Annotated in this window: 20 protein-coding genes; 14 read left to right on the forward strand and 6 right to left on the reverse strand. The window is 59.8% G+C overall.

Annotation, left to right across the window (positions count from 1 at the left end):
* Window positions 1-169: 169 nt before the first annotated feature.
* The gene (locus TX23_RS22575; RefSeq protein ID WP_057704094.1) at window positions 170-1,378 is read right to left on the reverse strand and encodes an alginate lyase family protein; all 1,209 of its coding nucleotides are present in this window, start codon (window positions 1,376-1,378) and stop codon (window positions 170-172) included.
* A gap of 109 nt (window positions 1,379-1,487) precedes the next feature.
* Window positions 1,488-2,300 (reverse strand): MipA/OmpV family protein, encoded by an 813-nt coding sequence (locus TX23_RS22580; protein WP_057704095.1) that lies wholly within the window; start codon window positions 2,298-2,300, stop codon window positions 1,488-1,490.
* A gap of 218 nt (window positions 2,301-2,518) precedes the next feature.
* On the opposite strand from TX23_RS22580, the gene TX23_RS22585 reads away from it, so the two are divergent.
* The 3 genes from TX23_RS22585 to TX23_RS22595 all read left to right on the forward strand — a co-directional run bounded on the left by TX23_RS22585 (window position 2,519) and on the right by TX23_RS22595 (window position 6,059).
* A complete protein-coding gene (locus tag TX23_RS22585; RefSeq protein WP_057704096.1) occupies window positions 2,519-3,208 on the forward strand; it encodes a response regulator in 690 nt (229 codons plus the stop codon).
* A gap of 5 nt (window positions 3,209-3,213) precedes the next feature.
* Window positions 3,214-4,389, forward strand: coding sequence for a sensor histidine kinase (locus TX23_RS22590; protein WP_057704097.1), 1,176 nt, complete (start codon window positions 3,214-3,216; stop codon window positions 4,387-4,389).
* A gap of 158 nt (window positions 4,390-4,547) precedes the next feature.
* Window positions 4,548-6,059, forward strand: a complete 1,512-nt coding sequence (locus TX23_RS22595; protein ID WP_057704098.1) for a sensor domain-containing diguanylate cyclase — start codon at window positions 4,548-4,550, stop codon at window positions 6,057-6,059.
* Window positions 6,060-6,190: 131 nt separating this feature from the next.
* Here the strand turns inward: TX23_RS22595 and TX23_RS28215 are convergent, their stop codons facing one another.
* A complete protein-coding gene (locus TX23_RS28215; protein WP_167346950.1) occupies window positions 6,191-6,340 on the reverse strand; it encodes a hypothetical protein in 150 nt (49 codons plus the stop codon).
* A gap of 213 nt (window positions 6,341-6,553) precedes the next feature.
* On the opposite strand from TX23_RS28215, the gene TX23_RS22600 reads away from it, so the two are divergent.
* The 10 genes from TX23_RS22600 to TX23_RS22645 all read left to right on the forward strand — a co-directional run bounded on the left by TX23_RS22600 (window position 6,554) and on the right by TX23_RS22645 (window position 20,199).
* Entirely contained in the window at window positions 6,554-7,900 is a 1,347-nt protein-coding gene (locus tag TX23_RS22600; protein ID WP_057704099.1) for an EAL domain-containing protein, read from the forward strand.
* Between the two features lie 250 nt (window positions 7,901-8,150).
* Window positions 8,151-8,816: a response regulator transcription factor gene (locus TX23_RS22605; RefSeq protein ID WP_057704100.1), complete on the forward strand. Its 666-nt coding sequence runs from the start codon at window positions 8,151-8,153 to the stop codon at window positions 8,814-8,816.
* Between the two features lie 139 nt (window positions 8,817-8,955).
* Window positions 8,956-9,621 carry a response regulator transcription factor gene (locus TX23_RS22610; RefSeq protein WP_057704101.1) on the forward strand — a complete coding sequence of 222 codons (666 nt, stop codon included), beginning with the start codon at window positions 8,956-8,958 and terminating at the stop codon, window positions 9,619-9,621.
* A 41-nt stretch (window positions 9,622-9,662) separates the two neighbouring features.
* The gene (locus TX23_RS22615; RefSeq protein ID WP_244885977.1) at window positions 9,663-12,005 is read left to right on the forward strand and encodes an ATP-binding protein; all 2,343 of its coding nucleotides are present in this window, start codon (window positions 9,663-9,665) and stop codon (window positions 12,003-12,005) included.
* Window positions 12,005-14,338, forward strand: a complete 2,334-nt coding sequence (locus tag TX23_RS22620) for an ATP-binding protein (RefSeq protein WP_082629690.1) — start codon at window positions 12,005-12,007, stop codon at window positions 14,336-14,338. The genes TX23_RS22615 and TX23_RS22620 overlap by 1 nt, the downstream gene beginning before the upstream one ends.
* 277 nt (window positions 14,339-14,615) lie before the next feature.
* Window positions 14,616-15,164 (forward strand): fimbrial protein, encoded by a 549-nt coding sequence (locus TX23_RS22625; protein WP_057704103.1) that lies wholly within the window; start codon window positions 14,616-14,618, stop codon window positions 15,162-15,164.
* A gap of 72 nt (window positions 15,165-15,236) precedes the next feature.
* A complete protein-coding gene (locus TX23_RS22630) occupies window positions 15,237-15,983 on the forward strand; it encodes a fimbrial biogenesis chaperone (protein ID WP_057704104.1) in 747 nt (248 codons plus the stop codon).
* Window positions 15,984-16,016: 33 nt separating this feature from the next.
* Window positions 16,017-18,614 (forward strand): fimbria/pilus outer membrane usher protein, encoded by a 2,598-nt coding sequence (locus tag TX23_RS22635; protein WP_082629691.1) that lies wholly within the window; start codon window positions 16,017-16,019, stop codon window positions 18,612-18,614.
* Window positions 18,611-19,735: a fimbrial protein gene (locus TX23_RS22640; RefSeq protein ID WP_057704105.1), complete on the forward strand. Its 1,125-nt coding sequence runs from the start codon at window positions 18,611-18,613 to the stop codon at window positions 19,733-19,735. Before TX23_RS22635 ends, TX23_RS22640 begins: the two co-directional genes overlap by 4 nt.
* 11 nt (window positions 19,736-19,746) lie before the next feature.
* Entirely contained in the window at window positions 19,747-20,199 is a 453-nt protein-coding gene (locus TX23_RS22645; protein ID WP_057704106.1) for an ANTAR domain-containing protein, read from the forward strand.
* Here TX23_RS22645 and TX23_RS22650 read toward each other — a convergent pair.
* Complete coding sequence (locus TX23_RS22650; RefSeq protein ID WP_057704107.1) at window positions 20,142-20,591, reverse strand: N-acetyltransferase; 450 nt, start codon at window positions 20,589-20,591, stop codon at window positions 20,142-20,144. The two genes, TX23_RS22645 and TX23_RS22650, sit on opposite strands and share 58 nt — an antisense overlap.
* Window positions 20,588-21,037, reverse strand: a complete 450-nt coding sequence (locus TX23_RS22655) for a helix-turn-helix domain-containing protein (protein ID WP_057704108.1) — start codon at window positions 21,035-21,037, stop codon at window positions 20,588-20,590. The genes TX23_RS22650 and TX23_RS22655 overlap by 4 nt, the downstream gene beginning before the upstream one ends.
* A gap of 81 nt (window positions 21,038-21,118) precedes the next feature.
* Here TX23_RS22655 and TX23_RS22660 point away from each other — a divergent pair, with 81 nt between their 5' ends.
* Window positions 21,119-21,613 carry a DUF2938 domain-containing protein gene (locus TX23_RS22660; RefSeq protein WP_057704109.1) on the forward strand — a complete coding sequence of 165 codons (495 nt, stop codon included), beginning with the start codon at window positions 21,119-21,121 and terminating at the stop codon, window positions 21,611-21,613.
* Window positions 21,614-21,619: 6 nt separating this feature from the next.
* Here the strand turns inward: TX23_RS22660 and TX23_RS22665 are convergent, their stop codons facing one another.
* On the reverse strand, window positions 21,620-22,072 hold the full coding sequence (locus tag TX23_RS22665) for a GNAT family N-acetyltransferase (protein WP_057704110.1): 453 nt from the start codon (window positions 22,070-22,072) through the stop codon (window positions 21,620-21,622).
* Window positions 22,073-22,126: the final 54 nt, after the last annotated feature.

Genomic DNA, 22,126 nt, shown 5'->3' on the forward strand with positions numbered 1-22,126 from the left:
CTGCGCCTGCGCAAGCTGCGCAGCAAAGGCTCACGCGTGTTGGAAGGCAGCCCGCGTGGCTTCGGTCCTTTGCCGCGCCTGGCGAGGTTCACAGTTTTCATACAGTCCCGGCAATTGAAATGCAGGAACGACGTTGTGTCATGCGCAGTGCAGCTTCGGTGGTAAACCGCTAAGGCATCAGCTGCGTCTGCGACAAACCATATTCCCCCAACGAATAAAGCAACGTCCCATACCCCAGCTGGTCGTAGCCTGCGCTGTCGGCACCATAATCCCCGCCACCCCCTTCCACCTGAACGTTATTTGCCATGGCTTGCACGTACGGCGCGTTGAGGCCCTTTCGCACGGCGTAGTGGTTGTAGAGCAGTTCCCATATCGGGCGGGTTTCACCTCGATGTTCAGCCGAGATGACCGCCTGTTTGAGCGTGCGGTGGTTAACCGGAGTAAACGGCACGTCCTGGCCCAGGTTGTACTTGGCCACATACTCGGCGCCTTGCAGCACGCGGTTGTCCTGGTAGCCGAACAGGTCGTCGCCCTGGCTCCAGGCCATTTGGCAGAAGCTGCCGAGCAGGCCGATGTCGAGCATGGCGTGTGCCTGATCCCGCCCGCTTTCCTGGACTTGGCCCAGGCCATCGTCGTAGAGCTTCCACACCGCGTGTTCGATGGCGCCATTACCGGTGCCGTGCTTGAAGTAGTCGACAGCCTCGTTGTAAAGGTCGCGGCGATCGGTCAGTACGCCGATGGCCAACATCGAGTTCATGTGGGCCAGGTCGTGGCTGGCCCCATGGTGATCAGGCGGGGCGCCGTCGTGGTGCGTCAGGAAGTCATGATTGATGGGGTAGAAGACCGTGAGCATCATGCTTTGAAACCGCTGAAAGTCTGCCGGCTGCCACTTCCGATAGCTGCGCAGCAGTTCGGCCGCGTTGGCCAGTTGGTAACCGTACAAGCCTGCCGCCAAGGCTTTGCCGGGCTTGCCTTTGATCGCGGTGAAGGTCGCGGCCCGGTTCAAAATGCTCACGGCCTTGTCGGCATACGCCGGGTCGTTGGAGATCTGCCAGCGCAGCGCCAGTGCATACGCGGCGGCTGCGTCGTTAAGCAGCGCGCTGTCGTTGTTCGGGCCGCCTGAAGTGCGAGGCACCGGACTGGGCTGCCAGGCCAATGAGGCATGTGGGTTGGCGATCAGCTTCTGCCAGCCGGCCAGCCATGGCTGGTTATAGTTGGCCAGTTTCTCGCGTATACGCGTGAAGTCTTCCTGGGTCTGGAGCAGGCCGGGATGCACGAACGCTTCGGTATGCAGGGTGGGGGAGGCTTGACTGCCGATACTCATCAATAGCGCGCCGAGCAGCACGGCTCTTTTGGACAGGTGCTTCAAACGGATCATCGTGTGTTCGTCCTGATGGGTAAACCTTGCGCGGTCTGAAAAGCCATTCGCACAGGACCGGAAACTGCCCCAGGCAGAGTCCAACTGACCCTTGCCTGGGGGCTTGGGGTCAGAAGGTGTAGTTGATTGCAAACAGGCCCAGGCCTGAGCCTTCGCGTCTTACCAGCGGGCTGTCGCTGGCCTGATCGGCGTATTGAGTCAGCGTCAGGCTGGCCAGCGTTGACCAGTGCGCGTCGAAGGTGTGCTGCCAGTTCAAGGCAGCGGAGTAGGCATAGATCCCGGCGTCGGCGGTGTATTTGCTGTAGATCGAGCGTTGGCTCTGGGCCTGGGTGACCCCGAAGAACGTCTGGTTGTAGCGGCTATCGCCAGCATGGGCGTCGATGGCCAGGCTCAGGGTGTCGCGGTCCGTGTGCATCAGGATGCCTTCCAGACCAAAGCGGTAACGGTTGCCTCGGTGCTCGCCGGCCATGCGCAGTTCGGCTTCGCCGTTGACCGATAGCCAGTCAAGCAGTTGTTGGCTGAGGGTAAAGTCGGCGACGGTTGCGCCGTTGATATCGCCCATACCTCTGAGCTCGTCGCCGCCCGGGCTGGTGGTGCTGTTCTTCTCTTTGCGGCCCAGGTCGTAATTGATCGCCGCGCTGGCGCTAAAACCACTGTCGGATTGAAATTGCAGGCCCACGCCACGGGTGGTGTCGGCAAACCACGCTCCGTGCTGAATGCTGAGCATCGGCAGTACGAGCGGGCGATAGCGGTCGGAGCCCATGTAGCGAGGCGTGACACCCATGCCAAGGCCCAAGGTAACGGTGGTTTCATCGGCTGCCGGGCTGGCGTCGGTCGCCTGAGCCTGGGGCGCGAGCGCGCAGCACAGCAGCGTGAAGGCGCCCAACAGAACGTTGTGGGTAGGGGAGGTGGTGAAGTTCATGGTCAAGCCCTATGTGCAAAAGAAGACAGCAGTGCGCCCGCCGACGCGCGACACAACGCCTCCCTCTGATCGAGCTGTTCAGACCCGTTGATAGGCTTGGACAGCGATGCAGCAGTCGGCATAGGATCGGCTCGCGAAAGCGGGCGTAGGGCGATACTGGCAGCGCACTTTCAATAAACGGTTCGTAAATTATCAAGGTTTCATCAAGAGGCTTCTTTGTGTCAGGAAAACGTATCCTCATCGTCGAAGACGACGCCGACAGCGCTAACATTCTCGAAGCCTACTTGCGCCGCGATGGCTATGAGGTGGCCCTGGCCGAAGATGGCCAGCGCGGTCTGGACCTGCACAAAAGCTGGCAGCCTGACCTGATCCTGCTCGACGTGATGCTGCCGCGTTTGAGTGGCACCGAGGTGTTGTCGGCCGTGCGCCGCAGCAGTGACACGCCGGTGATCATGGTCACGGCCATGGGCGACGAACCGGAAAAGCTCGGTGCCTTGCGTTATGGCGCGGACGACTATGTGGTCAAACCCTACAGCCCGCGCGAAGTGGTGGCGCGGGTGCACGCGGTGTTGCGGCGCACCACCGGCAACCAACCGTTGGAACACCTGCTGCGCCATGAAAACCTGCGGGTGGATCTGGTTGCGTTTACCGCGGCCATTGAGCAGGGCGAAGCACCCCCGCAATGGCTGGACCTGACCCCAACGGAATTCAAGCTGCTGGTGACGTTGCTCAAGACGCCGTCCAAGGCCTTCACCCGCGATGAGCTGCTGGAAATCTGCCTGCCGGAAAGCGAAGCCCTGGCCCGCGTCGTCGACACCCACGTGCACAACCTGCGTCGCAAGCTGGAAACCCATGGCATCACCGGCGTACTGGTCACGGTGCGCTCCATCGGCTATCGGTTCAGGTAAATCAGATGCTCAAGCAACCGCGGGTCAACGACAAACCCATGTGGCGCTGGATCGGCCTGCGCATGAGCCTGCTGGCGATCGGCGCGGTGGTGGTGATCTCGGTGTGTATGTGGATCAACGTCACACTGTCGGACTGGTATTTTGTGCAGCATCTGCCGCCGGGGCCGCGTGAGGAGCTGCTGGCGTTGCGCGCTGAGCCAGAGCTCAATGAGGCACGCTTGCGTCAAGTGGTTGCCCAGTACTATCCGCTGGACTATTTCCAGCCGGCTATCGCCAATCGCGACTGGCTGATACTGATCGGCCTGGTGCTGGCCGCGATCCCTATCATCATTGGTTTCGGCCTGTGGTTTTCGCGGCCCTTGTCCAGCCAGTTCTCGGCGATTGCCCAGGGCGCCCGGCGAGTCGCCGGTGGTGATTTCCTGACGCGCCTGCCGGTGCACCGCGACGCCCCCGACGAGCTGCAACGGCTGGTCAGCGACTTCAACAGCATGACCACGCAACTGGAGCGCTATGAGCGCGATGTGCGTGAATCCAGCGCGGTCATTGCCCACGAACTGCGCACACCCTTGAACGCCGCCATGGGTCGCGTGCAGGGTATGCTCGATGAGGTATTCCCCAGCGATGCCACACAGTTGGGCATGGTCAAGCGTCAGCTCGATCAACTCAGAAAACTGGTGGATGACTTGCACCTGTTGTCGATGGCTCGTGCTGGCCGGCTGGTGCTGGAGTGCAGCGAGTTTTCTCTGGCGGCCCTGGTGGCGGAGCGGCTTGCGTGGTTCCAGCCGCAATTGGATGAGGCCGGCGTGCGTACGCAGGTCAGTATTGCCGAGGGGGTTCGTCTCCAGGCTGATCGCGATCGTCTGGGCCAGGTGCTCAACATTCTGCTGGATAACCTGCTGCGCTATGCGGCCGGGGGAGGCCAGCTGAATATTACGGCGCGCCGGGTTCACGGTTTGGTGGTGATTGAGGTCGGTGACCGAGGGCCGGGTATCGAAGCGCAACACCTGGACAGCGTGTTTGATCGTTTCTGGCGGGCAGAGCGCTCCCGAGCGCGTTACTCGGGTGGCAGCGGGCTAGGCTTGTCCATCGCCCGCGCGATCTGCCAGGCCCATGGCGGGGCCATTACTGCAAGCAACCTGGCGGAGGGTGGGACGCTGATCAGGGCGCAGTTTCCGGTGTAATTGTTTCCCTGCGTGCTCGCACGCCGAGGGGAATGCGCTACTGCGTGGCGGCCAACGCAGACTGCTTGTATGCTTGCGCCCAGAAACCGGTGGCCTCTGTAAGTGCCGACGTTCGAATGATGGCTGGACTGGAAACCGGACTTCCTTAAGGTGCTGACGTGAAGCGCGATACCCGCCTTGTGATGCTTTTATTGTTGGTGATTGGTTGTTCCCTGACCTCGTTGACGATCTGGAAGGTTCTGTCTTCGCGTGAGCGCGCGCTGGCGGAGGTGGATGTGCATGGTTTGAACCTGACCCAGGCGCTCAATACCTATACCGAAGGTATCGTCCGGCAGAGCGCGCTGTTGTTGCTGGGCCTGGTTGAGCGCCTGGAAACCGAAGGCAGCGGCCCGGCGCAAATCGAGCGTATCCATGCGCTGATCACCCGCCAGCAGCCGCTGATGCCGCAGCTCAGCGGCATCACGGTGTATGACCGTCAGGGTGGCTGGCTGATGTCTTCCAACCGGCGGATCCCAGAGGGCGCCAACAGCAGCGATCGCGCCTATTTCATTCATCATCGCGACGACCCGAGCCCTGAGCCGTTCATAGGCCCACCGATTCAGAGCCGGGCCAATCAGGAATGGGTGGTCACCGTCAGCCGCCGTTTCAATGATGCATCGGGCAATTTTGCCGGGGTGGTCGCGGTGACGCTGGGGGTGGAAAACTTTCTGCGCGTGTTCGGCAAGCTCGATGTTGGCCAGGAGGGGGCTATCGGCTTGTCCTACACCGACGGCACGTTGCTGGTGCGCTATCCATTCCGAGAACAGGACATGGGGCGCAATTTCTCCAAGTCGCCTATCTATGCCAAGTATGTCGATCAACCTTTCGGCACCACCGCGCACACGTCCAGCCTGGATGGCGTTGAGCGGCTGTATGCCTTTCGTAAAAGCGAAACCCTGCCGCTGATTACCACCGTCGCGCTGGGCAAGCATGAAGCCCTTGCGGCGTGGCGCATTGAGGCGGCGCTGTCAGCGGTCGTGGTGGTGGGGTTGCTGGGGCTGACCGGTTTGATTGGCTGGTTCCTGATCCTGGATATTCGCCGGCGAACCGAAGCGGAAGAGGCCCTGCGCGTCGCCCAGCAACAGTTGCTCGATTCCAATCGCCAATTGGCGTTTCTGGCGATGAAGGATGCGTTGACCGGCCTGGCGAACCGCCGTTGTTTCGATGAAACGCTGGCTCTGGAAGCGCGCCGGGCGCAGCGCGAGGGCACGTCGCTGGCATTGCTGATGATCGATATCGACCATTTCAAGCGCTACAACGATGCCTTCGGCCATGTGGTCGGCGACACCTGCTTGCAGAGGGTCAGCAGGCTATTGGAACGGTGCGCGCGGCGGCCGTCAGACCTGGTGGCGCGTTATGGCGGGGAGGAAATGGCGATCATCATGCCCGGCACCGACAGCGAAGGCGCAGTGGTGGTAGCGCAACGGATCCTTGAGTCGCTGCAGCACGAAAACATCACGCACCCAGGCAGCCCGTTCGGTTACGTCAGTGTGAGTATCGGCATTGCGACCGGTACGGGTTCGCGCCTGAAGCCGGCGCTCGGATTGATCGAGGCGGCTGATCAGGCGCTTTACTCAGCCAAGGCTGCGGGACGCAACGGATTTTCCCTGCACACCAATGGTCAGGCATAGGTAGCCTCTGACCTACATCGCCGTTGTAGGAGCGAGCTTGCTCGCGAAAAACTCCCAGGCGCCGCGTTCAATCAGGAAACACGCGTTATCGTTGACGTTTTTCGCGAGCAAGCTCGCTCCTACAAGGATGCTCACATCCCCAGCGTCGGAATCATCAGGTCACCACACTCCATGAGTTGGCCTGCCGTCACTTCCAACTGCGCGGTGGGTTTGGCCGCATAGCCAGCGATGAAGCCGGCGCTTAGCAGTAAAAGGCACAGGAAGGCTTTTCTCAGAATCACGCGCGTAGTTCTCAAATTTGGTCGCAAGGGAGATGCACAGATTGTGTATTCAAGAAAAGGTTCCTGAACAAGGCGTCACACCGTTAGCTGATCGCCAATAGGCAAGCGCCGCTTGGCAGCTGCACCTTGGCTTTTAGTCCCAGTCCTATTTGTTTCTTTTTTGCCGCTGATAAGCTTTTTCCCTGAAGAAACAGTCTCGGGAAATTCCTTGTCATGATCCTAAATGTCGCCGTGCCCAACGAGTTCAGCGCGTTACGTGTAATCACGTTGGCATCCGATGCGGCGTGCGCACATCGGCTTGCATCCGCCTTGAGCGGCTTGGGCGTGCTGCCTCTGGCCAACGTCGAATCTCTGGACGCGCTGCAAGCGTGGCTGGAGGATTCTCCGGTCGACGTCATCGTGTGTGAAATTCGCCCTGAATGCGGCGATGGCCTGATGTTGCCGAGCGTGCTCAAGGCGCGTCACGAGTCAGGGAAACTGGCTCAGTTTCCAGGCATTTTCTGGATGGGCGAAACCACGCTGGGCACGCCGGGTGGGGCCATAGACAGTGCGCGTACGTTTGCGCATGAAAAGCCGGGCAAGCCACTCTGGATCAAGTACATGGGTGGGGTCGCCGTCAGCGCTCTGGAGTCCCACGCCCGTTTGGCGAGGGCGGCGGGGATTTTCGTTGAGATCGTGCGTGAAGGCGGCACCCTGGACTTGGGTGATGCCCTGCGCGCCACGGTACTGACCCGTGTGCAACCCGACCCCTCCTTACGCAAAAATACCTTCGATGCCCTGGCCGAAGATGAAGTGATCCATGCGTTGACGACCGGCGATGGGCTGCGCTTTGTGTTTCAACCGCAGTTCGAGTTGCTCAGCCGGCGCATTGTTGGCGCCGAAGCGTTGGTGCGCTGGAAGCACCCGCGCTTTGGTGAAGTACCGCCTTCGGTACTCATGCCTTTGGTCAACCGCCTGGGCCTGGATTTGCTGTTGTTCAGCCTGGTGGAGATGTGGACGATCAAGGTCATGCTGTCGCTCAAGCGCGCGAACATCCAGATTCCCATTGCCGTAAATGCTTCGGCCAAGACGATTTGTACGCCCAACTTCGCCGGTCGCCTGGCAGCCAGAATGCGGCAGGCTGAGCTGCCCAATCGCCTGCTCAAGATCGAGCTGACCGAAGACGTCTCCGAACCCAATGAGTTGTACCTGTCGGCCTCGTTGACCGCTATTCGGGCCAAGGGCTTTCAGGTGTCGATGGACGATTTCGGTACCGGGGCGGCAACCTTCGCCTTACTGGCAAACCTGTCGTTTGATGAGATGAAAATCGATGGCTCGTTCGTCCGGGGAGTCGAACAGCATTCCTCGTCACGCAATGTCATCGCCGGCATCGTCAACTGGGCGCGACTGCTCAACCTGAGCCTGGTGGCGGAGGGGATCGAGGATGAGTCGACCATCCCGTTGCTGCACCGTTTGGGCTGCCGAATTGGACAAGGCTACGCCTTGGCGCGGCCGATGGAAATCGATGCCTTCCTGAACTTTGTGATCCAACAGAACAGCGCCACTACATCGGCTGGCTGAGTCATCTTTGGCGCCGCGTTGGTGAGTACATCGTACGCTTTTAAGAGCATTCCGATATTCATCCGAGTGCAATTGCATTAAGTTTCGCATCGTCTGATTTTTCAATTGTTCAGTGCTGTTGAATGTCCTGCTGCCGAGGCATAGTCGCTCGGCTGGCGAACGTTGCGCTTGAGAAGTCGAGAACTAATTAACCATCGATAAAGTTGCTCTTCTCGTCTTTTTGCTCGTTATAAAGAGTGTTCCTTGATCTATGAAACGTTTACATATTGCTTTGCTGGATGATCATGCAATTGTACGACATGGCTTAGTCAGTCGACTGGTACAGGAACCGGACTTTGAAGTGGTCGGCGTGTATAGCCGTAGCCGTGATCTGATGGCAGGGCTGGTGACCGAACCGGCTGAGATATTGCTGCTCGATTTTGTGCTCGGCCCCTGCGAGCTGGATGGTATTTCATTGATTCGCGCGCTGCGCGTGAAGTTTCCAACCTGCCGGATCCTGATCTTTTCGACGCACCACGATGCGGCGACGGCAATTCTGGCTTTACGGGTGGGCGCACGCGGGTTTCTGGGCAAGGGCGAAGACATGGAGCAGTTGATCTGCGCAGTCCGCCTGGTGGCCTCGGGCGCGGTGTACTTGAGCCCGGACATGGCCTACCGCGTGGCGGAAGCGACCGCCGTGAGCTACGACGGTGAGGGCAAAGGCCGGGATGAAGCCCTGCGCTTTGTCAGCCTTTCTGCGCGCGAGCAGGAGGTGATCCGGTGTTACCTGGCCGGCATGACCATCACGGAAATCGCCGAAAAATTCCACCGCAGTATCAAAACCATCAGTTCGCAAAAAGCCGCCGCATTTCGCAAGTTGGGGGTGATGTCGAACAATGAGTTATTCAGGATCAGGCATATTATCGAAGGGGTTTGAGCGGCACGAATTCATCTGCTGTGCGCGTGTCATTTTGCGGTTATTGCATATACTCATGTGCGTATTAGACGTTGTATCGATGAGTTATCCCTGTATTTCGACGGTGCGGTGCGCGCCGGACCGAGAGGGTACGATCACGATGAAAACCATACGCATTGCGTTATTGGATGACCACGCGGTCGTTCGACATGGCCTTGCCAATACGTTGGCAGCCGAGGCGAACTTTGAAGTGGTTGGCATTTATGAAAAAAGCCGCGACTTAATTGTAGGCCTTGTTACGGCACCGGCAGATTTACTAATTCTGGATTTCTCCCTTAATCCCAATGAGTTGGACGGTGTATCACTGATCCGCGCTTTACGCGTCAAATTTCCCAACTGCTATATCCTGATCTTGTCCAGCCATCATGATCCGGCGACAGTGGGCCTCGCCATGCGGGTCGGGGCCCGTGGTTTCGTGGGTAAGGGCGAAGACATGAGCCAGTTGGTGAAGGCGATTCGCAAAGTCGCAGCGGGTGCGGTGTATTTGAACACCGACATGACGTATCGCCTGGCGGAAACGGTCACAGGTGAGAAAAGTGCAAGCCCCGCGCAGGAGCGGGACGCGTTGGCGTTGGCGGAGCTGACCAGCCGTGAGCAGGAAGTCATTCGCTGTTATCTGGCAGGCATGACCGTGAGTGAAATTGCCGAGAAATTCAATCGCAGCATCAAAACCATCAGCACGCAAAAAACCTCTGCATTCCGCAAGCTCGGGGTGACGTCCAACAATGAGCTGTTCAAGCTTAACAAGATCATCGGCACACCATGAAAACGGGGCTGTGCGCCGTGGCGTTATGGAGCTTGCTGATAATGCTGGTGCCTGGTGTAAGGGCCGGTCCGGTCGAGCTGAGTGCAGAGCAAAAGCAATGGATCCAGACGCATCCGGTATTACGGGTCGGGGTGGTTGAGGATCTGATTCCTTTCGAATACATGGACGCGGGGGTATTGCACGGGCGGTCATCGGAGTATTTGCAAGTTGTCACAGCCGCGACGGGCCTTCAGTTCACTTACCTGCCCGGGAAGACACCGGCAGAACGCGAAGACATGTTGCTGGGGGGACAGGTGGACCTGCTGTCCTCCTATTTGCGCTTCCGGTCTGAACCCACCACCAAGGAGCTTCAAACGCTGACTTACGAATCGACCTCACCGATCATTGTCACGCGTGTTGATAGCCCCGACGTCTTCGATATTGACCAATTGCAGGGCAAGACCGTAGCGATACCGGATGTGACGTACTACGAGCAAATATTCCGCCGAAGGGGGGTGAAGGCAAATCTCAAAAAAAGCGCTTCGGCCCTGGAGATACTGACCCGCGTTGAAAACGGCAGCGCCGACGCGGCAATCGCGTCAGCCATGTTTCTAACGCCTTATCTGTACCAGCGGTTCCAGGGCATTCTGGAAGTATCCGGTGTGCTCGGCAGCCAGGTGCTGGATGTGAGCATCGCGACCCGTACAGACCAGGTCATGCTGTATTCAATCCTTGAAAAGGTGTTCGCCTCCATCAGCGTCGAGCAACGCAACACGCTGTATGGGCGTTGGTACCAGGACCTGAACCTTAATATCCCTTCATTGCCGAGTATCGCCGCCCATTATTCGCATGTGCTGATCCTTGGCACGCTGGTGTTGGTCAGCCTGTGCGCTCTGGTGTATCGCGGCCAGCGCCAGCGGCACCTGGCCGTACTTGGTGAGCAGGAAAAAACCATGTTCCTGGCCGTGATGGGGCATGAAATCCGCTCACCGATGAACGCCGTGCTGGCAGCGATGGAGTTGCTTGGGCACACCCGGCTCAACCAGCAGCAGCGCCATTTGGCCAATTTGGCCAACAGTGGCGTCAACGCCCTGGCGCGCCTGCTCGATGATGTGCTGGACAGGCCCGGCTCGGTCGCCAAACTGCCCGGGCTGGCCTTTGAGGCAATCGACGTGTCGGCATTGGTTCAAGGCGTAATTGGCCTGCATCGACTGCGTGCGCGAGAAAAAAACCTGAGCTTGAACAGCCATATTCAGGCGCAACTGCCCCTGTTGCTGCTCGACAGCTCCCGGCTCACGCAGATCTTCCATAACCTGATTTCCAATGCCATCAAGTTTACCGACACGGGCAGTGTCGACATTGATGTGGCGTTGGCGACTTTACCGGACGGCAGCCCGCAATTGCAGATTGAAGTTCGCGACAGTGGCGTCGGCATTTCAGAGGCAATGCAGGCCGCCCTGTTTCAGCCCTATGCCCAGGCCCGCGAGTCTTCCAGGCGCACAGGGGGTACCGGGTTGGGCCTGATGATTTGTCGACAGTTGGTGGATTTGATGCACGGAACATTGACGCTGACCAGCGAGCAGGGCACGGGCACCACAGTGACTATCCACTTACCGGTGAGCATCGGCGAGCAAGCACCTGTCTTGCTGGCGCAAGCTGCCCCCTCAACCCAGCCAACCACCAGCGGGCTGCAGATTCTGGTGGTGGAAGATACTTATGCCAACCAGGAGGTATTGCGCGCGCAGATCAGCGCGTTTGACTGTCAGCCAGTGATTGCTGCCGACGCTGCGCAAGCCTGGCTCCTGTTCAGGGAAACCGTCTATGACCTGGTGCTGATGGACTGCGATTTGCCCGATGAGGATGGCTATGGGCTGGTGCGCAGATTACGTGCCCTGGAAATACAATTGGGGCGCGCACGCAGCCCGATTATCGCCATCTCTGCCCTGACCGGCGACCGTCATCTGCAACGCTGTATCGAGGCGGGCATGGACGCGACGTTGAGCAAGCCCATACGCCTTGGGCAGTTATCCGAGGTCATTGAGCGCTGGTGTGGGGTCAAGCTGGCTGCGCCGAGCACCAGCTTGATGGCGCCTTTGCTGGATCTAGCCTCAATCAACCGTGAAATGGCCGGCGACCTGGCAAACCTGGTCAAAGCCGTCGCCTTGTGTGATCGCGCATCGGCGCAGCACGTGGCTCATCGATTGCACGGCGCGGCGTTGATCATGGAATGGTCGGCACTGGCGCAGGCCGCTGAATACATGGAGCGTCTGCTGTATGGCGAACATGAGTGGGGGGCGGTGCACGCCCAGGCCTTGCAACCGTTGCTGCAGCATTGGGCCGCTTTGAGCGGCGATACAGTGCTCGACGTCCTGCCGGCGACACGTGTGCAACGGACGGCACGCTGATGCGGCGCCTGCTGCTGGTACTGGCGTTAGTGTGCCTTGCGGCGTCGGTTGGCGTGTACGCCAGTTCGCCACCCATGACGTTGACGCAACAGGAGGTGGTCTGGATCGCTGCCAATCCGGTGCTGCGTGTGGGTGTGTTCGAGGACCTGCTGCCTTTCGAATACATGAGCGGCGGCCAACTGCGCGGCATGTCGGCCAAATACCTGAAGCTGATCGGCCTGCGTACCGGCCTGCATTTCCAACCGGTGCTGACCACCACGCGCAGCGCACGCAAGGATATGCTGATCAGCGGTGAGGTCGACATCTTGTCCACTCGACGCCGCTCCGACGACCCGGCCCAGGATCGTGGGATGCTTTACACCCTGCCTTACAACACCAGTTCGACGATCCTTGTCAGTCGTTTCGGCGATCAGCCCCTGGCAGGTCTGCAACAGCTTGCTCACAAACGGTTAGTCATGTTGGGACGCGAAGTCTATGGCGCATTCCTGCGCCACGAGGCCCCGGGAGTCACGATCATCACCGCGCAGAACGCCGTAGACATGATGGCGATGGTCAAGGACGGCAAGGCAGACGCCGCCATCGCTTCGGAGTGGTTGTTGATCCCGTATCTTTCCCGCCAGTACCAGGGCGTATTGCAGATATCCGGCGTGGTGCCCCAATTGCACACGGGTGTCAGCATGGCGGTGCGCGACAGCGATGAAATCTTGCTGTCGATCCTGGAGAAGGCATTGGCCTCGATCACCGGCGATGAGCGCAAGGCGATCTTCGACGCCTGGTTTGCCGACATGAACCTGGATATCCCGACCATCAGGTCCATCGCTGTACATTACGCGGGTGAGTTGTGGCTGTTACTGGCCATTGTGCTGTTACTTGTCATCCTGGTGTGGCAAAGCCGGTTGCAGCGACGGCGCGCGGTGCAGCGCGAGCGCGAGAAAGCGATGTTCCTGGCGGTCATGAGCCATGAAATCCGCTCGCCGATGAACGCAGTGCTGGCGGCGGTTGAGCTGCTTGAGCACACACCGCTGGACGAACAACAGCGGCACTTCACGGGCTTGGCCAATACCGGCGCCAACACCTTGCTGCGCCTGGTAGACGATGTGCTGGATATCTCCAAAATGGAGGCCGGGCAATTGCGGCTCAACCTTGAGCCGGTGGACCTGTGGTCACTGCTGCAACAGCAGGTGGATGATTACCGAGGCTATGCCGAGGAAAAGAGGCTGACGTTGACATTGACCGGTCAACGTCCCGTTGTTTCAGCACTGCTTGATGACCAGCGAGTGACCCAGGTGCTGCGTAATCTGATTTCCAACGCCATCAAGTTCACCGAGCACGGCGGGGTTGAGGTGCAACTGCTGCTGCCCGACGCACAGCCGGGGGCAACTTCGCAGGCGTTGATACGCGTGGTCGACACCGGCATTGGTTTGTCCGACCAGGCGCAAGCTGCGCTGTTTCGGCCTTATGCCCGCGCCAGGCAGTCATTCAAGCGCAGCGGCGGCAGCGGTTTGGGGCTGGTGATCTGTCGCCGGTTGCTGAAGCTGATGCAGGGCGAGCTGACGTTGAGCAGCGTGCCGGGGAGCGGCACCCAAGTCGAAGTGAGGTTGCCCGTCGAGTGGGCTGGCGCGCTTGAGTCGCCAGTGCAGGCGGCAGATCCTGTTGCAGCGCCTATAGAGGTTTCATTCTGGGTGCTGGTGTTGGAGGGTGAGTATGCCGATCAGCAAGCAGTGAAAGCCCTGCTTCAAGGTTTTGGCCTGGGTGTACTGCTGGCGGTCGATGATGACGAGGCGCTGGCGCTCTTCAGTGAGCACCGGGTTGCTCTGGTACTGATCGATGAGCACCAGGCGTTCAACCTGAGCGGCCCTTTGCGCGACGTGGAGCACCAACAACAGCGCGGGCATTGCCCAATCATTGCGATGTCGCAGGTGACGGGCAATGCCTATCTTGAACGCTGTTTTGCGGCTGGCCTGGACGGCGTGCTGAGCAAGCCGGTGCGTCAGGACAAATTGCAGCAAATGATTGAGCTGTGGTGCGATCAGGTCCCGGTAGCCGCGACGCAGGTGCAGGGTGCCTGCGGGCATGAGCGGGAAGGGCCGCAGGAAGCGCTGCGCCCGGATATGAACCGTCTGTTCAGCGCTGTTGCCCTGCGTGACCGCTCGGTTGCCATGCAGGCTGCGCAGCGGCTTCAGGGCGCTGCGAAAACGGTGGGTTGGGCGGCGATTGCGGCGGGTGCGGAAAACGTCGAGTTGTTGTTGCACGATGAAGTGAGCTGGCCAACGGTGGCGGTCGCGCGTCAATTGAGTCTCATGATGGATGACTGGACTGCAGCCAGTTATTAAATAGTCTACGTTGCATCGATAGCCAGCTTTTTAGGACCACTCCTATAGACGAAGTCATGAGCGGCCCAATAAAAAACATAAGTTGAAGGGCGTAAGTTTGCACCGAGGGAAAGAGGCGTTAATTGGTTGGAATATTGAGTGGCTTAGTTGTTTTTAGGAGCACTCCTATATTGGGTGTTGCGTGGACTCCCTACACTTCACTGCGCAACAACACAGAAGTTCTCCAGCACCGGAAACTTCTTCACTTACCTGGTTTATCGCTCTCTCGGAGTTACTCATGAATTACAAAGCCCGCGTCCTCGCTGCATTGGTCGCCGCCACCGCCACCTCCGCTGCCATGGCTTCGGATGGCACCATCAATTTCAAAGGCGAACTGAAGGCCGAGACCTGCCAGGTTGCAGTGAATGGGGCAGCCGGCTCGGCAGGCACCACCGTCACGCTGCCGACTATCTCCACTGCCTCCTTGACCTCGGCTGGTCAGGTGGCCGGCCAGACCGGTTTCAGCATTCAGTTGAGCAAATGCTCGGCAGCGCTGAAAACCGCGGCTGCATTCTTTGAAGCCGGTGGCTCGGTTGATCCGGCCAGCGGTAATCTGAAGAACACCAGTGGCGATGCTACCAAGGTCCAACTGCAACTGATCGACGCATCCAATGGCAAGTCCATCAAAGCCGGTGACACCGCACAAGTGGCTTCCACCAGCCGTATCGATATCGACGCCACCGCACTCAGCGCAGACCTGCCGTACGCTGTTCAATACTACGCCCAAGCCGCGACCACGCCGGGCACCGTTATCACCAATGTGACTTACTCCATCAATTATCAGTAAGTCGCCGGTAATGACTACACGCCCTGTTGTTTATTTAAGGGCGTGTTTTCGGGGCGGCATTGGGACTAAGTCATGCCTTGCATACTTCCATTTAAACAAATGCTTCTGGCAAGCCTTGTCGCGTTTGGGTGTTCCCAGGCGCTGGCAGGTGTGGTGATCACTGGCACCCGCGTGATCTACCCGGCAGACCAGAAAGAAGTCACAGTAAAACTCAATAACAACGGTACTCAACCCGCGTTGATGCAAGCGTGGATTGACACCGGCAGTGTGGAGTCCACGCCCACAAGCTCCAAGGCGCCGTTTCTGCTTTCGCCTCCGGTGGCGCGTATCGACCCGACCAAGGGCCAAAGCCTGCGCGTATTGTTTACCGGGACAGCGCTGCCCCAGGACAAGGAGTCGGTGTTCTGGCTCAATGTGCTGGAAATACCGCCCAAACCTGAGGCCGGGGCAGACGTGAATACTCTGCAAATGGCCTTCCGTTCACGGATCAAATTGTTCTACCGCCCGACGGGCCTTGCAGGCACCGCCAGCGAAGCGATCGAGCAGGTGCAGTGGCAACTGGTGACGGCCCGCGATGGCCAGGGCCTGGCCCTGCAAGCGTTCAACCCGTCGGCGTTTCACGTATCGCTCGTCGAACTGGATTTGGTGGCCGGCGGTCACCGCGCGCGCAGTGAGGACGGCATGGTGGGCCCGGGTCAAACCCGGCAATTCCCGCTGCCGACTCTTAAAACCCGACCAGCCCCAGGCGCACAGGTGGAGTTCAGCGCAATCAACGATTACGGCGCGCTGATCCCGACTCGGACAGCACTCAAGCCCTGAACCATTCCTGACGTCTTTACCCGCGAGTCATTTATGCAGACCTCTTCCCGCTCCAGGCCGCTCCTGGGGGCGCAGCCTCGCTTCGCCCTGAATCCGCTCACCCGCTTGATACTCAAGGTATTGGCCGTCACGCCAGGCGCCTGGGGCGTCCACGCCGCGTTGGCGCAAGAGGTGCAGTTCAACGATGCATTCCTGCCGGAAGACTCACGCAATCTTGACCTCGGCAAATACCAGGCCGGCAACCCGGTGACCCCGGGGCAGTACCGTGCGGACGTTATGCTCAACGGCCAGTTGAACAGTCGCCAGGACATTCGTATCGAGGCTCAGCCCGACGGCAGCAAGCCGGTGGTGTGCATGGACCATGGCTTGCTTGAGCGCCAGGGTGTGAATATCGCCAAACTGTCACCCGAAGCCAGCCAGGCGCTTGAGGGGCCAGGCTGCGCGGCGTTGAGCAGTTTGATTCAGGGCGCCAGTGCGAACTTCTCCCCGGAGAACCAGGCACTTGACCTCAGCATCCCTCAGGCGGCCTTGAAGCGTAACTCGCGCGGCTACGTCAGCCCTGAGCTGTGGGACCGTGGCGTCACTGCAGGGATGCTCAGTTATAACTTCAATGCCAATCGCAACCGCACCCGCAGCGGCACCAATGACTCGGCGTTCCTGGGGCTCAATGCCGGCCTCAATCTGGGCGACTGGCGCTTGCGTCACAATGCCTCGATGAGCTGGCAATCGCGCAACGGTAGCCAGTACCAGGCGTTGGACAGCTACGCGCAACGCGATATCACTGCGCTGAAAAGCCAGCTGACTGTGGGTGAGTCCAACACCAGCGGTGAGATCTTCGACACCTTGTCTTATCGCGGCGTGCAGTTGGCCAGTGATGACCGCATGTTGCCCGATTCCATGCGCGGGTACGCTCCAGTTATTCGAGGTATCGCGCGCACCAACGCACGCGTCACCGTTCGCCAGGCGGGTAACGTGCTGCTGGAAACCACGGTCGCCCCCGGCGCCTTCGTGATTGACGATCTGTACTCCACCGGCTACGGCGGCGACCTCAACGTGAGCGTGGCCGAGGCGGACGGTACCGAACAAAACTTTATTGTGCCCTACGCCTCGGTCAGCCAGTTGCTGCGCCCTGGCACCTCGCGTTTCAGTGTCACCGCCGGGGAAACCCGCAACAACTTCGTTGACGAGCAGACGCGCCTGCTGCAAGGCACGCTGCAATATGGCCTGAACAACACCTTCACCGGCTTTGGCGGTGTGCAATCGAGCGATGACTACGCGGCCATCCTCACAGGCGTAGCGTTCGGCACGCCGATTGGCGCCATGGCGGTGGACGTGACGCACGCGCAGACCGATTTGGCTGCCGGCCGGGCAAAGGGGCAGAGCATGCGCCTGTCCTACAGCAAGAACATCCTCAGTACCGGCAGTAACTTTTCGGTAGCGGCCTATCGTTTTTCTACCCGTGACTACCTGGACTTCAGCAATGCCGTGCAGCTGCTCGATGCCGAAAAAAACGGTTGGGACACCAGCGAGTTCGGCCGCCCGCGCAGCCGCTTGTCAGTCACCGCCGACCAAAGCTTCGGGCCCTGGGGTCAGGTGTCGATCAGCGGCTATGCCCAGAACTACTGGAACCAGCAGGGCAGCGACGTGCAGTACCAGTTCAGCTACAGCAAGCAGTTCAACCGGGTGAGTTTCAGCCTGAACGCCAACCGCAGCCGGATGGGCCTGGGCGATATGGAAAACAGTTTTCTGCTGACCATGAGCATGCCCCTGGAATTCGGCGGTCCGGGCTATGGGCCGCAAGTGACGGCACAGCTGGGCCGGGACACCCGAGGCCATTACAGCGAGCAGGCGGGTATCAGCGGCACCGCCGGCGAGGACCGCCAGTACGGCTACGGCGCTACCTTCGGCCATGACGGTGGCAGCAATACCAAGAGCGCAGCCCTCAACGGCCAGTACACCGGCGCCCGCGCCATGCTCAGTGCCGCCCTGGGCCGGGGCGATGGCTATACCAGCGCGTCGGTGGGCGCCAGCGGCACTATGGTAGCCCATGCCGACGGGGTGACCATGACGCCTTATCGCGGCGAAACCATGGCCGTGGTCAGCGCCCCAGGCGCCGAGGGCGCGAAGGTCTCCGGCTATCCGGGCCTGAGGCTCGACGGCAGCGGCAACGCCGTGGTGCCCTACCTGCGCCCGTATGAATTGAACGAGGTGGCGATCGACCCGATCGGCAGCTCTCTGGACGTAGAGCTAAGTGAAACCAGCCAACAGACCGCACCGCGTGCCGGTGCAGTCGTGCACCTCAAATACACCACCAACCAGGGCCGCGCGGTGTTGCTCAATGTGCGCCTGGACGACGGCAGCAGCTTGCCCTTCGGCGCGGGCGTGACCGATGGCGAGGGGGCCACCGTGGGCGTGGTCGGGCAGGGCGGTCAACTGTATGCGCGAATCAAACCCGAAACGCGCCGCTTGCTGGTCAACTGGGGCAGCCAGGCGCAGCAGCAGTGTGCGCTGACGATCCCGCCTGGCCCCGGCGATGGGCAACAACTGCAACAAGTGGACGCCGTGTGTGCAGCCGGCAAACAGGTCGCTGACAGCGTGCAGCCCAACACCCAGCAAAAGGTAGCGTTATGAATATCGGCTCTTTGATCAAACTGGGGTTGTTGGGTGTGGCCTTGTGGGCCACGGCCGGCACGGCCATGGCGGTCACTTGTTCCTACATGGAAGGTACCCGGCCTGCCGTGGGCTCCATGCCGTTGCAAATCTCGGCTATCACCGTCGGGCGGGATGTGCCGGTGGGCACTGAGGTTTACCGTCAGAAGTTCAGTATGGCCTTGGGCCAGGCAGTGAAGCTGGAATGTCTTGTCGCGCCGTTTCAGCAGTGGACCGACCTTACCGTTGAATCCAGCCAGGCCCTGGCCAATGTGACCAGTGGCACTTATGCCAATAAGGTCTACAAAACCAGCCTTCCCGGATTGGGCGTTGCTTTCAATAGCAACGGTGGCCCGCTGCCCAGGCAAAGCACCAAGGCATGGACCACGTGTTCGGATGGTTTCAGATGCATCGTGCCGTTTGACGGGCCTTCGAACTTTGAACTGATCTTGATCAAGATCGGCGAGGTGACGCCGGGCGTGCTGGTGGGCAACACATTGCCGATCGTGAATCTGTTCGGCAATTTCGGCGACGCCAGAATGACCGGCTTCAGGATGGGCATTTCCGGCAGCATCCAGATCGTCTCGCGCACCTGCAGCACACCGGATGTCTCGGTGCCCATGGGCACCCACCTGGTCAACAAATTCACTGGCCTCAACAGCTCCACCGGCTGGACGGACTTCTCCATTGCGCTAAATGACTGCCCGGCGTTCAACGGCATATTCTCCGCCGCGGGTCCCGGCTGGATTTCGCAAGGCGGTAGCTCACCCACAGGCACCGGCACCAGCGGAACCCGCGTCAACAACACACTGCAATACCGCATCGACCCGGCTCGGACGGCCATCAATGCAGGCAACGGCATTCTGAGCCTCGACCCGAGCGCGGCCGGCACCGCGCCTGCCGCGACGGGCGTCGGCATTCAGGTCGCTACCAGCAACAGCGTTGCCCTGCCATTGGCGATCAATCAAAACACGGGCCTGACCCTCAGGAGTACCGAAAGCAGCTATGCCATCCCACTGCGAGCGCGCTACCTGCAAACCGGGGCCAAGGTCACGCCGGGGCCGGCGAATGCGTCGGCAACCTTCACGATCATTTATCAGTGAGCGGTGGGAACATGACCAATAAAGCGCTACGCATTCTGATTGCCGATGGGCAGCACTTCTTTCGCTTGAAAATCGAGCGGGCGTTGAACCAGTTGGGCTATTACCGTATCGCGCCGATACATCGGCTGGATGAAGTCTTCAGTGCCGTGGAGTTCGGCGATACGCCGCTGGATGTGCTGATTATCAATGCCGCCCTGGCGCACAGCGTGAAGTTCGATTTGCTCTGGTTCATCAGGGACAACCCACAGATTCGTCATGTGTTGATCTATGGTCAGGGCGAACGCGCTTCGCCCGCGCTTGCGTGGTGCCATGTGCCCAACGTGCTGATCAGCGCGGCGCCGTTGCCTGATCCGGAGGCGCTGGCGGCGTTTATGGGAAAGGTCGAGTGCAATACGGGTTGGAGTAATCAGGGCAGTGGGTCAAATAATCCATCAGGCGCCCAGCCCATCACTGTTTCAGGGTGACCTGTGTGTTCGTCCCGTTGCTCTCTGAGTGCGATAAAACCGTGCTTCTTGTAGAAGTGAAGGCTGGGAACATTCTGCGAATACACGCTCAGTTGAAGTGAGGTTCTGGCTGCCTGCGCGTCCTTGAGCAATTGTGTACCGATACCACTGCCCTGATGCTCAGGCGCGACAAACAGCGCCGCCAGGGTGTCTTCATATACGCAACTGAAGCCCAGCACTTTCCCGTCGGCTTCAAACACACGGGTCACGGCGCTGGGCAGGTAGACCTCGCGCATGGCGCCCAGTTGGTCATGCCAGAAGGCGGGGTCGATAAAGTGGTGGGCCAGGATGGACGCTTGCAGCCAAATATCCAGGACGGGTTCCAGGTCGGCAGGTTGAAAGTGGCGAATCATAGTGCCTCAGTGTTTGAGTGAGCAGGCCGAACCCTGGCGAGACCGGCGCCGCCGCGCTTGAAGGTTCCTGCTGCTGCGATGGTGAGTAGGCGGCGAAAAGTCGGGCATTGTGCGTGGTTGGGGGCAGGGCAGGCGGCCGCATGGCGCAAGCCCCGGCTCATCGCCTGCAGGTGTTTGACCGTGGCATCAATCTCGTCGGCCTTGGACAGCAGCACCGCTCTATCCACATTGGCCTGGCCATTGGGTGACAGCATGGCGTGTATCTCGTCCAGCGACAGGCCACCCGCCTGCCCGAGGGCGATGACCGCCAACTGCTCAACGACCGCTGCTGCGAAATGACGGCGAGCACCGGGCGGGCTGGTCGATGTAATCAACCCCTTCTTTTCATAAAAACGCAGCGTATGGGCAGCAATGCCCGTGCGTTTGACGACCTCGGTGATATCCATTGGCAGACCATTGACTTGAAGTTGACTTCAACTTCTATGATGCCTGCGCAGGTTGAATGGGTCCATGACTAAGAGGTAGGTATGACAGCGTTGGAAGGGGTTGCGCAGGTGGTGTTGTTGGGGGCAGGGGCTACCGTGGTGATGGATATGTGGATGCTGCTGATGAAGGTGCTTGGCGTTCCGACCCTGAATTTTGCGTTCGTAGGCCGTTGGGTCGGCCATGCGTGCCGGGGGCGATTTGCGCACTCAAGCATTGGGCAAGCGCTTCCCGTTCGAGGTGAAGTAGCCCTGGGTTGGATCGCGCATTACGTCACCGGAGTGGTGTTCGCGTGGGTGCTGGTGTGGATTGAAGGCGATGCGTGGTTGCTGGCGCCGACTTTTGTACCTGCACTGGCGTGGGGTGTTGTGACAGTGGCCGTTCCGCTGTTTGTGATACAGCCGGCCATGGGGGCCGGGTTTGCGTCGTCCAGGACGCCGACGCCAGGCAAGAACCGACTGCGCAGCCTGATCAACCACGGCGTGTTTGGTGTGGGTCTTTACCTGGCGGCGTGGGTGATCGCCTGGGCCTGGGTCTGATGCAGATCAGCGCAGGAATTTGACGTACACGCACTCGGGGTCGTCTTCGTCGAGGTTCTCGATTTGCCCGCTGGGTATGAATCCGGCCTTTGTCATCAATGCCTGGGACGCGTGGTTGGAGGCGTTGGTGGAGGCGAACAACTTCGGCGTCTTGCAGGCCGCCTCGGCCGCCGCCAGCAGGCGCAGGGCCACACCCTGGCGCTGGCAGGTCGGTGATACCACCACAAGGGCAATAAAACCGTGATCGAAAAAGTCGTGGGTGAGCACCAGGTACCCGGCGCACGCGTGGTCGTTGGCTGCCACCAGGCATTGCTGGTTAACCACGGCGTCGTGGATAAACACGCGGCGGTGGGCATGGGCAGCCGCGTAGGCGTCCAGTTCAACCAGGGCGTGTACGTCGTCGGGTTGGGCCTGGCGGATCAGCCACTCTGTGGCGGTGGGGGAGCGGTGTTCAGTCATGGGCGTTCTGGTTTTTTCTTCTACGTGGCGAGTGCCGGCTTCACGTTCATGTAT

The organism is Pseudomonas paralactis (genome assembly GCF_001439735.1).
Taxonomy (GTDB): domain Bacteria; phylum Pseudomonadota; class Gammaproteobacteria; order Pseudomonadales; family Pseudomonadaceae; genus Aquipseudomonas; species Aquipseudomonas paralactis.